12 protein-coding genes and 1 pseudogene are annotated in these 12,353 nt (G+C 72.5%); 10 read left to right on the forward strand and 3 right to left on the reverse strand.

The window, feature by feature from the left end:
• Window positions 1-124 precede the first annotated feature (124 nt).
• Complete coding sequence (locus ACWC24_RS09475) at window positions 125-697, reverse strand: helix-turn-helix domain-containing protein (protein WP_450662243.1); 573 nt, start codon at window positions 695-697, stop codon at window positions 125-127.
• A 203-nt stretch (window positions 698-900) separates the two neighbouring features.
• Between ACWC24_RS09475 and ACWC24_RS09480 the strand changes: the two are divergent.
• The 8 genes and pseudogenes from ACWC24_RS09480 to ACWC24_RS09515 form a co-directional block, all read left to right on the forward strand.
• Window positions 901-1,215: pseudogene (locus ACWC24_RS09480) on the forward strand (thioredoxin reductase); the annotation flags it as partial.
• A 29-nt stretch (window positions 1,216-1,244) separates the two neighbouring features.
• Window positions 1,245-2,786 carry an ATP-dependent DNA ligase gene (locus ACWC24_RS09485; protein WP_450662244.1) on the forward strand — a complete coding sequence of 514 codons (1,542 nt, stop codon included), beginning with the start codon at window positions 1,245-1,247 and terminating at the stop codon, window positions 2,784-2,786.
• Window positions 2,783-3,256, forward strand: coding sequence for an NUDIX domain-containing protein (locus tag ACWC24_RS09490; protein WP_450662245.1), 474 nt, complete (start codon window positions 2,783-2,785; stop codon window positions 3,254-3,256). Before ACWC24_RS09485 ends, ACWC24_RS09490 begins: the two co-directional genes overlap by 4 nt.
• A gap of 122 nt (window positions 3,257-3,378) precedes the next feature.
• Complete coding sequence (locus tag ACWC24_RS09495) at window positions 3,379-4,764, forward strand: NADP-dependent succinic semialdehyde dehydrogenase (protein WP_450662246.1); 1,386 nt, start codon at window positions 3,379-3,381, stop codon at window positions 4,762-4,764.
• 25 nt (window positions 4,765-4,789) lie between these two features.
• Window positions 4,790-5,026 (forward strand): DUF6213 family protein, encoded by a 237-nt coding sequence (locus tag ACWC24_RS09500; RefSeq protein WP_450662247.1) that lies wholly within the window; start codon window positions 4,790-4,792, stop codon window positions 5,024-5,026.
• A gap of 325 nt (window positions 5,027-5,351) precedes the next feature.
• Complete coding sequence (locus tag ACWC24_RS09505; RefSeq protein ID WP_450662248.1) at window positions 5,352-6,413, forward strand: type III polyketide synthase; 1,062 nt, start codon at window positions 5,352-5,354, stop codon at window positions 6,411-6,413.
• Window positions 6,410-7,624: a cytochrome P450 gene (locus tag ACWC24_RS09510; protein ID WP_450662249.1), complete on the forward strand. Its 1,215-nt coding sequence runs from the start codon at window positions 6,410-6,412 to the stop codon at window positions 7,622-7,624. The genes ACWC24_RS09505 and ACWC24_RS09510 overlap by 4 nt, the downstream gene beginning before the upstream one ends.
• 7 nt (window positions 7,625-7,631) lie before the next feature.
• Window positions 7,632-8,153 carry a cupin domain-containing protein gene (locus tag ACWC24_RS09515; protein ID WP_450662250.1) on the forward strand — a complete coding sequence of 174 codons (522 nt, stop codon included), beginning with the start codon at window positions 7,632-7,634 and terminating at the stop codon, window positions 8,151-8,153.
• A gap of 55 nt (window positions 8,154-8,208) precedes the next feature.
• Here the strand turns inward: ACWC24_RS09515 and ACWC24_RS09520 are convergent, their stop codons facing one another.
• Complete coding sequence (locus tag ACWC24_RS09520) at window positions 8,209-9,435, reverse strand: acyl-CoA dehydrogenase family protein (RefSeq protein ID WP_450662251.1); 1,227 nt, start codon at window positions 9,433-9,435, stop codon at window positions 8,209-8,211.
• Window positions 9,436-9,607: 172 nt separating this feature from the next.
• On the opposite strand from ACWC24_RS09520, the gene ACWC24_RS09525 reads away from it, so the two are divergent.
• Window positions 9,608-10,252: a TetR family transcriptional regulator gene (locus tag ACWC24_RS09525; RefSeq protein WP_450662252.1), complete on the forward strand. Its 645-nt coding sequence runs from the start codon at window positions 9,608-9,610 to the stop codon at window positions 10,250-10,252.
• 163 nt (window positions 10,253-10,415) lie between these two features.
• On the opposite strand, the gene def is transcribed toward ACWC24_RS09525, so the two are convergent.
• Window positions 10,416-10,955 (reverse strand): peptide deformylase, encoded by a 540-nt coding sequence (gene def, locus ACWC24_RS09530; protein WP_450662253.1) that lies wholly within the window; start codon window positions 10,953-10,955, stop codon window positions 10,416-10,418.
• A gap of 159 nt (window positions 10,956-11,114) precedes the next feature.
• Here def and ACWC24_RS09535 point away from each other — a divergent pair, with 159 nt between their 5' ends.
• A complete protein-coding gene (locus tag ACWC24_RS09535; protein ID WP_450662254.1) occupies window positions 11,115-12,353 on the forward strand; it encodes a MurT ligase domain-containing protein in 1,239 nt (412 codons plus the stop codon).

The following is a 12,353-nucleotide window of genomic DNA, read 5'->3' on the forward strand; positions in this document are numbered from 1 at the left end:
CGTCCTCGACCGGTCGATCGCATACTAAGCGGTCGCTTGCCGATCAGGGAACAGTCGGATCCGTCACGGCCCCGGACGCCGGGGCCGTGCGGGACCCGCCCCCGGCCCCGCCCCCGGCCCCGGCTCACGGGCGCGAGGGCCGCGCCCGTACGTGCATCCGCTCGCCCTGTGGCCCGAACAGGCTGAGGAACTCCACCGGCCCCTCCCCCGTCGACCCGAACCAGTGCGGCACCCTCGTGTCGAACTCCGCCGCCTCCCCGGGGCCGAGCACCACGTCGTGCTCCCCCAGCACCAGCCGCAGCCGCCCGGACAGCACGTACAGCCACTCGTAGCCCTCATGGGTGCGCGGGTCCGGGTCGAGGCCGCGCTGCGGTTCGAACACCTTGAACGCCTGGAGTCCGCCGGGCTGCCTGGTCAGCGGCCAGTGGGTACGCCCGTGCCGCATGATCGGCTTCGCCCGCACCCGCGGGTCCCCGACCGGCGGCGCACCGACCAGCTCGTCCAGCGGCACCTGGTGGGCCCGGGCGATCGGCAGCAGCAGTTCGAGGCTGGGCCTGCGCAGGCCGGACTCCAGCCGGGAGAGGGTGCTGACCGAGATGCCGGTCGACTCGGACAGCGCGGCGAGGGTGACCTCCCGCTCCTTGCGGATCCGGCGCAGCCTGGGGCCCACCTCCGCGAGAACGTCGTCGGTACTCATCCTCGTATTGCAGATTCGGCAAAGCCGTTTGTCAATTCCGCCGGACGCGGGCGGCCGTCTCCCCGAAGGTGGTCACCATGACCGAGAACCACGAGGCGACCGAGAACCACGGGACGACCGGGACGTACGAGGTGATCGTCGGCGGCGGCGGCGCGGCCGGGCTGTCCGCCGCCCTGGTCCTGGGCCGGGCCCGGCGCCGCACGCTCGTCGTCGACGACGACCGCCTCACCGGCGTCCGGCTCCCGGACGGCACGGTGCACGCGCGTGAGGTGCTGTTCGTGGCGCCGCGCGCCGGGCTGCCGCGGGGGCTGGGCGCCGAGCTGCGCGACACGCCGTTCGGCGCGTATCCGGTGATCGACGAGCGGGGTCTGACGACCGTCCCGGGGCTGTGGGCGGCCGGGAGCGCCTCCGGCTTCGCCGAGCAGGTGGTGAACGCGGCGAGCCGCGGCTACCGGGCCGGTGCCGCGATCAACGGCGAGCTGCTCCTCGCCGACCTCGACGCGCCCGTGCGGGTGTAGTCGCCGCGCCCGCGGTGCACCATGGCTGCATGCTGCTGAGCCGGCTCGCGCAGGTGTCCCGGGAGGTCTCCGCCGCCTCGGCGCGGTCCCGGAAGACCGCGCTGCTCGCGGAGTTGTTCCGGGACGCCGACGCGGACGACGTGCCGCTCGTCATCCCGTACCTGGCCGGGCGGCTGCCGCAGGGCCGGCTGGGCGTCGGCTGGAAGGTGCTGTCCCGGCCCGTCCCGGCGGCCGCCGCACCGGCGCTGACCGTGCGCGAGGTGGACGCCCGGCTGACCGGGCTCGCCGCGGTGTCCGGCCCCGGCTCGCAGGCCGAACGGGCGCGTCTGGTCGGGGCGCTGATGGGCGCGGCCACCGAGGACGAGCAGCGGTTCCTGCTCGGCCTGATCACCGGCGAGGTACGGCAGGGCGCGCTGGACGCGGTCGCGGTCGAGGGCCTGGCGGCGGCGACGGGGGCGCCGGCGGCGGACGTACGGCGGGCGGTGATGCTGGCCGGTTCGCTCCCGGCGGTGGCGCAGGCGCTGCTCGCCGACGGACCCGCCGCCCTGGACCGGTTCCGGCTCACCGTCGGGCGCCCGGTGCTGCCGATGCTCGCGCACAGCGCGGCCTCGGTCGCGGACGCGGTCGGCAGACTGGGCGCCTGCGCGGTGGAGGAGAAACTGGACGGCATCCGGGTCCAGGTGCACCGCGACGGCGCCACCGTGCGCGTCCACACCCGCACCCTCGACGACATCACCGACCGCCTGCCCGAGGTGACGGCCGCCGCGCGGGAGCTGGCCGGCGAGCGGTTCGTCCTGGACGGCGAGGTGATCGCGCTCGGCCCGGACGGCCGGCCGCGGTCCTTCCAGGAGACCGCCGGGCGGGTCGGCTCGCGGGTGGACGTGGCCACGGCCGCCGAGGCGGTCCCCGTCTCCCCCGTCTTCTTCGACGCGCTGTACGTGGACGGCCGGGATCTGCTCGACCTGCCCCTGACCGAGCGGCACGCCGAGCTGGTCGGGCTGGTGCCCGAGCCGATGCGGGTGCGGCGGACGCTGGTGTCCGGGCGGCCGGAGGACGTCCGGGAGGCGGAGGACTTCCTCGCCGCGACCCTGCGGCGCGGCCACGAGGGAGTGGTGGTCAAGGCCCTGGACGCCCCCTACAGCGCGGGGCGGCGCGGCGCCGCCTGGCTGAAGGTCAAGCCCGTGCACACCCTGGACCTGGTGGTGCTGGCCGTCGAGCGGGGGCACGGGCGGCGCACCGGCAAGCTGTCCAACCTGCACCTGGGCGCCCGCACGGCCGACGGCGGCTTCGCCATGCTCGGCAAGACCTTCAAGGGCATGACCGACGCGATGCTCGCCTGGCAGACCGAGCGGCTGGCGGAGCTGGCCGTCGACGACGACGGCCAGGTGGTCACCGTACGTCCCGAACTCGTCGTCGAGATCGCCTACGACGGCCTCCAGCGCTCCACCCGCTACCCGGCCGGCGTCACGCTCCGCTTCGCCCGCGTGGTCCGCCACCGGCCGGACAAGCGCCCCGAGGAGGCGGACACCGTGGAGACGCTCCTCGCCGCGCACCCGGAGGTACGTCCGTGAGCGCCGCCCGCGGCCGACGCAGCGCCGGACTGCTGTTGTTCCGGCACACCGATCATGGCCTCGATGTGTTGCTCGGGCATATGGGCGGTCCGTTCTTCGCCCGGAAGGGCGCCGGGGCGTGGACCCTGCCCAAGGGCGAGTACGGGTCCGAGGAGCCCGCCTGGGAAGCTGCCCGGCGCGAGTTCCTGGAGGAGCTGGGGCTGACACCGCCCGACGGCGCGGCGGTGCCGCTCGGGGAGGTCCGGCAGAGCGGCGGCAAGACCGTCACGGCCTGGGCGGTGGAGGCCGACCTCGATCCGGCGGCGGTCCGTCCGGGCACCTTCCGGATGGAGTGGCCGCCACGGTCCGGGCAGGTCCGGGAGTTCCCCGAGCTGGACCGGGTGGAGTGGTTCGCGCTCGACCGGGCCCGGGAGCTGATCGTCAAGGCACAGACCGCGTTTCTCGACCGCCTGACGGAGCACTCGGCCTGAGCGGACGCGCACGCGCGGCCCGAGCGGACGCGCGGGCGTTGCCTGAGCGGACGCGCACGCGTTGCGGTCCCCCGCGGCGCGCGCGAAGGTCGAGAGACAGCCTGCTCCCAGGGAGGACGGTCATGCCCATCGCAACGGTGAACCCGGCGAACGGCGAGACGCTGAAGACGTACGAGGCCATGGGCGAGGAGGAGATCGAACGCCGGCTCCAGCTCGCCGAGGCCACCTTCCGTACGTACCGCACCTCGACGTTCGCCGAGCGCGCCCGCCTGCTGCACCGGGCAGCCGACCTGCTGGAGGCGGACCAGGCGGACATCGGGCGGGTGATGACCACCGAGATGGGCAAGCCGGTCAGGCAGGCCCGCGCGGAGGCGGCCAAGTGCGCCAAGGCGATGCGCTGGTACGCCGAGCACGCCGAGGAACTGCTCGCCGACGAGCAGCCCTCCGACGCCGACGTGCGGGACTCCGGCGCCTCGCGGGTCCTGGTCCGCTACCGGCCGCTGGGCCCTGTGCTCGCGGTGATGCCGTGGAACTTCCCGCTGTGGCAGGTGGTCCGCTTCGCGGCGCCCGCCCTGATGGCGGGCAACGTCGGCCTGCTCAAGCACGCCTCCAACGTCCCGCAGACCGCCCTCTACCTGGAGGACCTCTTCCACCGCGCGGGCTTCGCCGAGGGCACCTTCCAGACCCTGCTGATCGGTGCGGGCGCGGTCGACGGGATCCTGCGCGACGAACGGGTCAAGGCGGCCACCCTCACCGGCAGCGAGCCGGCCGGCCGGTCGGTCGCGGCGACCTCCGGCGAGATGATCAAGAAGACGGTGCTGGAGCTGGGCGGCAGCGACCCGTTCGTGGTGATGCCGTCCGCCGACGTCGAGCGCGCCGCGCAGGTCGCGGTGACCGCCCGGGTGCAGAACAACGGGCAGTCGTGCATCGCCGCCAAGCGGTTCATCGTCCACGCGGACGTGTACGACGAGTTCACCGAGCGCTTCACGGCGGCGATGAGGGCGCTGAAGGTCGGCGACCCGCTGCTGGAGAGCACCGAGGTCGGTCCGCTGGCGAACGAGCAGGGGCGGGCCGACCTGGAGGAACTGGTCGACGACGCCAAGCGCAGCGGCGTCGCCGTGCTGTGCGGCGGCGAACGGCCCGAAGGACCGGGCTGGTACTATCCGCCGACCGTCCTGTCCGGGATCACCCGGGAGATGCGCATCCACCGCGAGGAGGCCTTCGGGCCGGTCGCCACGGTGTACCGCGCGGGCGATCTGGACGAGGCGGTGCTGATCGCCAACGACTCCCCGTTCGGGCTGAGTTCGAACGTCTGGACGCGGGACGAGGCCGAGGTCGACCGGTTCGTGCGGGACCTGGAGGCGGGCAGCGTGTTCGTGAACGGGATGACGGCCTCCCACCCGGCGTTCCCGTTCGGCGGGGTGAAGCGGTCGGGATACGGGCGCGAGCTCTCCGGGCACGGAATCCGCGAGTTCTGCAACATCACCACCGTATGGCAGGGAGCGTGACCGTTCCGCGGCTACGATCCCCTTTGTGAACCGCGAAGTGACCCTGCCGCTGATCGTCGACGACCGCGGCACGTTGCAGGTGTCGGCGTCCGACGTCAGCAAGCTGCTGCGCACGGTGGGCGGCCGCTGGCTGCATCTGGTGGAGGCCGGTCAGGGCGGCCTGGACGAGGACACGGTCGCGGCGCTGACCATCGAACTGGCCAAGCTGGCCGACCGGATCGACGTGGCGTGCATCGCGCACAGCAGCGGACAGCGGGGATAGGCAGCCGACAGCGGGGACCGCTCGTCGCCTGCCGCGCCCCCGGGATCCGGACGCGCACGCGGGTCCGAACACGTATGCGGTTCCGGGCACGTCCGCGTGGCCCGCGCCGGGGGCCCGCGCGCGCCCTGCCGCGGTCGGCCGGAGCGGCTCCGGGACGCCCTCGACGTGCACCGCCCGCTGCGTCCCGAGGCCCCCGATTGGAGTAGTCCAGCGAGAGACCGTCGCCCTGTCGGGTGATCGTGGGTGGACCACCCTCACGGGTGAACCACCTTCTGACCGGAGGACCTGCGAAGGGGTCTTCCGGACGGCGAAAGCAGGCACGGTCATGGCGACTTTGTGCAAGCCCTCGGTGTCGGTCCCTGAGTACGTCATCACCATGGAGGAGACGCTCGAGCTGGCGCGTAACCACCACCAGGACCACCCGCAACTGCCCCTGGCCCTCCGTCTGATCGAGAACACGGGCGTCCGCACCCGGCACATCGTGCAGCCGATCGAGGAGACCCTCAAGCACCCGGGGTTCGAGGAACGCAACAAGCTCTACCAGGCCGAGGCGAAGGCCCGGGTCCCCGCGGTCATCCAGCGCGCGCTCGACGAGGCCGAACTGCTCACCACCGACGTCGACGTGATCATCTACGTCTCGTGCACGGGCTTCATGATGCCCTCGCTCACGGCGTGGCTGATCAACGAGATGGCCTTCGACAGCACCACCCGGCAGATCCCCATCGCCCAACTGGGCTGCGCGGCGGGCGGCGCCGCGATCAACCGGGCCCATGACTTCTGCACGGCGTACCCGGACGCCAACGCGCTCATCGTGGCCTGCGAGTTCTGCTCGCTGTGCTACCAGCCCACCGACCTCGGCGTCGGATCGCTGCTGTCCAACGGCCTGTTCGGGGACGGCATCGCCGCCGCCGCGGTCCGCGGCAGGGGCGGCACCGGCATCGAGCTGGAGCGCAACGGCTCGTACCTGATCCCCAAGACCGAGGAGTGGATCATGTACGACGTGCGGGCGACCGGCTTCCACTTCCTGCTGGACAAGCGGGTGCCCGCCACCATGGAGCCGCTCGCCCCGGCGCTCCACGACCTCGCGAACCTGCACGGCTGGAACGCGGCCGACCTGGACTTCTACATCGTCCACGCGGGCGGGCCCCGAATACTCGACGACCTCAGCAAGTTCCTGGAGGTCGATCCGCACGCCTTCCGGTTCAGCCGGGCCACGCTCACCGAGTACGGCAACATCGCCAGCGCCGTCGTCCTGGACGCGCTGCGCCGGCTGTTCGACGAGGGCGGTGCCGAGCACCGGGCGCGCGGGCTGCTCGCCGGGTTCGGCCCCGGCATCACGGCCGAGATGGCGCTGGGCCGGTGGATCAGTGGCGAAGGGGCGTCATGACCGAGAGGACGATCACCGAGACCCTGCCCCCGGTCCGGCACTGGCCGGCCCTCGATCTGTCCGGCGTCGACTTCGACCCGGTCCTGACCGAGCTGATGAACGAGGGCCCGGTCACCCGCATCCAGCTCCCCAACGGCGAGGGGTGGGCGTGGCTGGTCACCCGGCACGACGACGTGCGCACGGTGACCAACGACCCCCGGTTCGGCCGCGAGGCGGTCATGGACCAGCAGGTCACCCGGCTCGCCCCGCACTTCGTCCCGGCCCGCGGCGCGGTCGGCTTCCTGGACCCGCCGGACCACACCAGACTGCGCCGGTCGGTGGCCCCCGCCTTCACGGCCAAGGGGGTCGAGCGGATCCGGGAGAAGTCCCGCCTGATGCTCGACGAACTGGTCGACGAGCTGATCCAGGACGGCCCGCCCGCGGACCTCACCGAGACGGTGCTCAGCCCCTTCCCCATCGCGGTCATCTGCGAGCTGATGGGCGTCCCGGCGATCGACCGGCACGGCATGCACACCTGGACCCAGCTGATCCTCTCCTCCTCGCACGGCGCGAACGTCAGCGAGAGGGCCAAGGCCGAGATGGGCGCGTACTTCGCGGACCTGATCGGCCGGCGGGAGGGCGGCACGGACGAGGACGTGACCTCGCTGCTCGGCGCCGCCGTGGGCCGGGACGAGATCACCCTGGAGGAGGCCGTGGGGCTCGCGGTCCTGCTCCAGATCGGCGGCGAGGCGGTCACCAACAACAGCGGGCAGATGTTCTACATCCTGCTGACCCGGCCGAACCTGGCCCGCCAGCTCCGTGCCGAGCCGGAGATCCGGCCGCAGGCCATCGACGAACTCCTGCGGTACATCCCGCACCGCAACGCGGTCGGTCTGTCCCGGATCGCGCTGGAGGACGTGGCGGTCGGAGGCGTACGGATCCGGGCCGGCGACCCGGTCTACGTGTCCTACCTGGCCGCCAACCGCGACCCGGACGTCTTCCCGTACCCCGAGACGATCGACTTCTCGCGGTCGCCGAACCCGCATGTCGCGTTCGGCTTCGGCCCGCACTACTGCCCCGGCGGCATGCTGGCCCGCCTGGAGTCCGAGCTGCTCGTCGACGCGCTGCTCGACCGGATGCCGGAGCTGCGGCTGGCCGTCGAGCCGGAGAAGGTGCCGTTCCGGAAGGGCGCGCTGATCCGCGGGCCCGAGGCCCTGCCCGTCACCTGGTGAGCCCCCGATGACGACGACCGAGGGACTGCTGGTGCCGCCCGGCCACGGCCGGGTGGTCCAGAGTCCCGCGCAGCACGTGACGTTCAAGGTGACCGGCACGCACTCGCGCACGTCCTCCACCTTCGAGGTGGTGGTCCCGCCGGGCTTCGACGTCGGTGCCCATGTGCACGCGCGCAGCGAGGAGTTGTTCTACGTGCTCGAGGGCGAGCTGGACGTGCTCGCCTTCGAGCCCCGGGTCCGCACCCCCGACAACTGGCGTACCTGGGAGTCGGGTTCGGGCAACCGGGTGGTGCGGGCGACGGCGGGCACGGTGATCGTCGTACCGCCCGGTTGCCCGCACGCGTTCGCGAATCCGACGGAGACGCCCGCGAAGATGTTCTTCCAGGCGTCGCCGCCGCCGGACCACGAGCGCTACTTCGAGGAGCTCCTGGAGATCCTGGACGGCGGAGGCCCGCCGGACCACGAGGCGATCGAGGCACTGAGGATGCGCTACGACATCGAGCAGCTGACCCCGCTGAAGCACCGCTGAGCCGCCGGTACGTGGCCTTCGGGGCGTGGGCCGGACCGGCCCACGCCCCGCCGTGCTAGCGAATGGGCATGCCCGACAGGGTGCGGGCGATCACCAGGCGCTGGATCTCGCTGGTGCCCTCGAAGATGGTGTAGATCGCCGCGTCCCGGTGCATCCGCTCCACCGGATACTCCCGGGTGTAGCCGTTGCCGCCCAGGATCTGGATGGCCTGTCCGGTCACCTTCTTCGCGGTCTCACTCGCGAACAGCTTCGACATCGACCCCTCGGCCGACGTGAACGGCCGGCCGTTGACCGCCATCCAGGAGGCCCGCCACACCAGCAGCCGCGCCGCGTCGATGGACGTGCGCATGTCGGCGAGCTGGAAGGCCACGCCCTGGTTGTCGATGATCGGCCGGCCGAACTGCTCACGGGTCCTGGCGTACTCGAGGGCGACCTCGTAGGCGGCGCGGGCGGTGCCCACCGCCATCGCGCCCACGGCCGGGCGGGACGCCTCGAAGGTGGCCATCGCGGCGTTCTTCACCCGCTCCCCGCCCGCCTTGGCCCGCTCCCGCGCCCGGGCGAGGCGCTCGTCCAGCTTCTCCTTGCCGCCCAGCAGGCAGGAACCGGGGACGCGCACGTTCTCCAGGACGACCTCGGCGGTGTGCGAGGCGCGGATGCCGTGCTTCTTGAACTTCTGCCCCTGGGACAGGCCCGGCGTGTTCGGCGGGACGATGAAGGACGCGTGGCCCTTGGAGCCGAGCTCGGAGTCGACCACGGCGACGACGACGTGGACGTTGGCGATCCCGCCGTTGGTCGCCCAGGTCTTCGTGCCGTTGATCACCCACTCGTCCTTGGCCTCGTCGTAGACGGCGCGGGTGCGCAGGGAGGCCACGTCGGAGCCGGCGTCGGGCTCGGAGGAGCAGAAGGCGGCGACCTTCACGTCGTTCGCGTCGCCGTACATCTGCGGGATCCAGGTGCCGATCTGCTCCTCGGTGCCGTTGGCGAGGACGCCCACGGCGGCGAGGCCGGTGCCCACGATCGACAGGGCGATGCCCGCGTCGCCCCAGAACAGCTCCTCCATGGCCATGGGGATGCCGAGGCCGGTGGGGTCGAAGTACTGCTGGGCGTAGAAGTCGAGGGAGTAGATTCCGACCTTCGCGGCCTCCTGGATGACCGGCCAGGGAGTCTCCTCACGCTCGTCCCATTCGGCGGCCGCGGGGCGGATGACGCCGGCGGCGAAGCCGTGCAGCCAGTCCCGGACCTCCTTCTGTTCGTCGTTGAGCTCCATGGTGAACTCGGCCATGTCCCCTCCAGCGGCGGCGCACGTGCATGTTACTAGCGGTAACGCGAGTCTGTTACCGACGGGTAGGCAATGTCAACTCCTGATGACCGGTCGGCATCCCGTTCGATGTCAGGAGGGTGTTGAGTGTTAGTTTGCGCAGGCGTCACCGAACCAGCACGGGTGGGGAGAGCTCATGGACACCACACAGCGGACCGAGCAGCAGCGGGCCGCCGACCGTCGACGGCGCGAGCTGCTGGAGGCCGCCGACCGCGTGGTGCTCCGCGACGGCCCGCAGGCGTCGATGAACGCCATCGCGGCGGAGGCCGGCATCACCAAGCCGATCCTCTACCGGCACTTCGGCGACAAGGGCGGACTGTACGCCGCCCTGGCCACGCGGCACACGGACGCCCTGCTCTCCTCGCTGCGGGCCGCGCTCGACGCGCCCGCCGAACGGCGCGAGCGGGTCGAGGCCACCCTCGACACCTACCTCGCCGCCATCGAGGCACGCCCCCAGGTGTACCGGTTCCTGATGCACCCGGCGGAGGGCGGCCAGTCCGGCGACCAGGGTTTCGACGTGGGCAAGCACAGCGCGCCGCTGCTGCGCCGGATGGGCGAGGAGCTGGCCCAGGTGATCGAGGAGCGGGTGGACCTGGGTCCGGGCAGCCAGCAGCTCGCGCGGGTCTGGGGACACGGGATCGTCGGCATGATGCACGCGGCCGGCGACTGGTGGCTGGGCGAACGGCCGTGCTCCCGCGCCGAACTCGTGCGCAGTCTCGCCGACCTGCTGTGGGGCCGGCTGGCGGCGGCCGGCGACAAGGTGGGCGGCCCGGGGTTCTGAGACCCCGCGCCACCGGAGTCCGGCTTCGCGCGGCAGTCCGGCTTCGCGCGGCGCGACGGGCGAGCCCGGCCCGCTCGCGCGTGCGGACGGGCACCGCGACGCCGGAGACCGGCCCGCGCGTACGCGCCGCGACGCCGGAGGACGGCCCGCGCGCGCCGACGCGTCACCGGCGCCAGGGGGCCCGCTCCACCTGCCGCCTGAGCCGGTGGCCGCGCCATCCCGTCACCCGGTCCGCGTACACCGTACCGTCCAGATGATCACATTCGTGTTGCAGACAGCGGGCGAAGAAGCCCGTCCCGTGCACGGTGACCGGCTCGCCCGTCACCGTGAACCCCTCGACGACCGCGTGGTCGTGACGCTCGGTCCCCGCCTCCAGGCCCGGCAGGGACAGGCATCCCTCCGGCCCGCGCAGCACCAGTCCGTCCGCCGTGACCAGCCGGGGATTGACCACGTGCCCCAGATGCCGGACGTCCTCGTCGTCCGGGCAGTCGTACACGAACACCCGCAGCGCCTCGCCGACCTGGTTCGCGGCCAGCCCCACTCCTTGCGCCGCGTACATCGTGGCGAACAGGTCCTCCACGAGCCGGGCCAGTTCGGGACCGAAGTCGATGACCTCGGCGCACGGGCCGTGCAGCACCGGGTCGCCGAGCAGGGTGAGGGGCCGGACGCGCCCGCGGGCGCCCGGGATCGGACCGTGTCGCATGGCGGCAAGGGTACGGTCCTGACAGCCACGCGGATGTCGCGTGGGTGCCGCGGGGGTGCCAGGGTTCGGGTGCGTGAATGGATCTCGATAGGCTGAGGTCCACACCACGTTGCCGAACGGCTTGAGGCGCGGCGCGTACGCAAGGAGGATCGAGAACTGATGGCAGGCAACTCGGACCCGCTCACGCCGCGGGCCAAGATCGCCGTGACCGCGGGCAAGGCGGTCGCGGCGGCATCGCGCGCAGCGGGGCGCGGCAGCGGTTCGGTGATCGGCGGACGGGTGGCGCTCAAGCTCGACCCCGACCTGCTCGCCCGGCTCGCCCAGAACCTGGACGTCGTCCTGGTCTCGGCGACCAACGGCAAGACGACCACCACCCGGCTGATCGCGGAGGCCCTGGGCGCCGCGGGCCCGGTCGTGTCCAACGCGCTCGGCGCGAACATGCCGGCCGGCATCACCTCGGCGCTCGCGGGCGGTTCGGAAGCCCGTTACGCGGTGATAGAGGTCGACGAGAAGTACCTCGCGGGCGTGGCCCGGGACACCGACCCGAAGTGCATCGCGCTGCTCAACCTCTCCCGCGACCAGCTCGACCGCGCGGCCGAGACGCGGATGCTGGCGGAGAACTGGCGTGAGGGCCTGGCCGGTTCCAAGGCCGTCGTCGTCGCCAACGCGGACGACCCGCTGGTCGTGTGGGCCGCGTCCTCGTCCGCCAATGTGATCTGGGTCGCAGCCGGGCAGATGTGGAAGGACGACGCCTGGTCCTGCCCGTCCTGCGGCGGTGTGATGCAGCGTCCGGGCGACGACTGGTTCTGCGGCGACTGCGGCTTCCGCCGGCCGTCGCCGAGCTGGGCGCTCTCCGGCGACCACGTCCTCGACCCGCACGGTTCGGCCTGGCCGATCCACCTCCAGCTGCCGGGCCGCGCCAACAAGGCCAACGCCGCCTCCTCGGCCGCGGTCGCCGCCGTCTTCGGGGTGCCGCCGCAGGTGGCGCTGGAGCGCATGTACCAGGTGCAGGCCGTGGCCGGCCGCTACGACGTCGTGCAGTTCATGCAGCGCGACCTGCGGCTGCTGCTCGCCAAGAACCCGGCCGGCTGGCTGGAGACGTTCTCCCTGATCGACCCGCCGCCGACCCCGGTGATCCTGTCGGTGAACGCGCGCGGCGCCGACGGCACGGACACCTCGTGGCTGTGGGACGTGGACTACACCCGGCTGTCCGGCCACCCGATCTTCGTGATCGGCGACCGGAAGCTGGACCTCGCGGTACGTCTGGAGGTCGCCAACCAGCACTTCCAGGTGTGCGAGAGCGTCGACCAGGCCGTGCAGATGGCACCTCCCGGGCGGATCGAGGTCATCGCGAACTACACCGCCTTCCAGGACCTGCGCCGCCGCGTCGGCAACTGA

Source organism: Streptomyces sp. NPDC001443, assembly GCF_053597355.1.

Coding starts and splice junctions, on each gene's coding strand:
- ACWC24_RS09525 (WP_450662252.1), top strand. CDS start 9,608: ATGGACACCACACAGCGGACCGAGCAGCAGCGGGCCGCCGACCGTCGA.
- ACWC24_RS09515 (WP_450662250.1), top strand. CDS start 7,632: ATGACGACGACCGAGGGACTGCTGGTGCCGCCCGGCCACGGCCGGGTG.
- ACWC24_RS09485 (WP_450662244.1), top strand. CDS start 1,245: ATGCTGCTGAGCCGGCTCGCGCAGGTGTCCCGGGAGGTCTCCGCCGCC.
- ACWC24_RS09475 (WP_450662243.1), bottom strand. CDS start 697: ATGAGTACCGACGACGTTCTCGCGGAGGTGGGCCCCAGGCTGCGCCGG.
- ACWC24_RS09535 (WP_450662254.1), top strand. CDS start 11,115: ATGGCAGGCAACTCGGACCCGCTCACGCCGCGGGCCAAGATCGCCGTG.
- ACWC24_RS09510 (WP_450662249.1), top strand. CDS start 6,410: ATGACCGAGAGGACGATCACCGAGACCCTGCCCCCGGTCCGGCACTGG.
- ACWC24_RS09505 (WP_450662248.1), top strand. CDS start 5,352: ATGGCGACTTTGTGCAAGCCCTCGGTGTCGGTCCCTGAGTACGTCATC.
- def (WP_450662253.1), bottom strand. CDS start 10,955: ATGCGACACGGTCCGATCCCGGGCGCCCGCGGGCGCGTCCGGCCCCTC.
- ACWC24_RS09495 (WP_450662246.1), top strand. CDS start 3,379: ATGCCCATCGCAACGGTGAACCCGGCGAACGGCGAGACGCTGAAGACG.
- ACWC24_RS09520 (WP_450662251.1), bottom strand. CDS start 9,435: ATGGCCGAGTTCACCATGGAGCTCAACGACGAACAGAAGGAGGTCCGG.